This is a genomic window from Shewanella sp. 125m-7 (assembly GCF_052977045.1).
Map to the genome: position 1 here is coordinate 1 of NZ_JBRILQ010000097.1, position 1,055 is coordinate 1,055.

Sequence of the window (1,055 nt, forward strand, 5' to 3'; positions counted from 1 at the left end):
ATTAATACTTCTCACATCGAATATGACACTCCTGCACGTCACTATGCACACGTAGATTGTCCTGGTCACGCCGATTATGTTAAAAACATGATCACTGGTGCTGCACAGATGGACGGCGCGATTCTAGTAGTTGCTTCTACAGATGGTCCAATGCCACAAACACGTGAGCACATCCTGCTTTCACGTCAGGTTGGCGTACCATTCATCATCGTATTCATGAACAAGTGTGACATGGTTGATGACGAAGAGCTTCTTGAGCTAGTAGAAATGGAAGTTCGTGAACTTCTTTCTGAATATGACTTCCCAGGTGATGACCTACCAGTTATCCAAGGTTCTGCGCTTAAAGCCCTTGAAGGCGAGCCAGAGTGGGAAGCTAAGATCATTGAGCTTGCAGAAGCACTAGATACTTATATTCCAGAGCCAGAGCGTGCTATCGATGGTGCATTCATTCTTCCAATCGAAGATGTTTTCTCAATCGCTGGTCGTGGTACTGTTGTTACTGGTCGTGTAGAGCGCGGTATCATCAAAGTTGGTGAAGAAGTAGAAATCGTTGGTATCAAAGATACAACTAAGTCTACTTGTACTGGTGTTGAAATGTTCCGTAAGCTTCTTGACGAAGGTCGTGCTGGCGAGAACTGTGGTGTTCTTCTACGTGGTATCAAGCGTGAAGACGTTGAACGTGGTCAAGTATTGGCTGCACCTGGTTCAATCACTCCACACACTACTTTCAAGTCAGAAATCTATGTTCTGTCTAAAGAAGAAGGCGGACGTCACACTCCATTCTTCAAAGGTTACCGTCCACAGTTCTACTTCCGTACAACAGACGTAACCGGTACTATCGAATTGCCAGAAGGCGTAGAGATGGTAATGCCTGGTGACAACGTATCTATGACAGTAACTCTTATTGCTCCAATCGCGATGGACGAAGGTTTACGCTTCGCTATCCGTGAAGGTGGCCGTACAGTTGGTGCTGGTGTTGTAGCTGAGATCGTTGCTTAATTAGCAATCGTCTTAACTCGATACTGAAAAAGGCAGCTTAGGCTGCCTTTTTTATT

1 protein-coding gene is annotated in these 1,055 nt (G+C 45.3%); it reads left to right on the plus strand.

Going from position 1 to position 1,055, the window contains the following annotated elements; genetic code table 11:
• The coding region (gene tuf, locus ACVBIL_RS20570; protein WP_447168791.1) for an elongation factor Tu at positions 1-999 on the plus strand (999 nt) is incomplete at its 5' end.
• Positions 1,000-1,055: the final 56 nt, after the last annotated feature.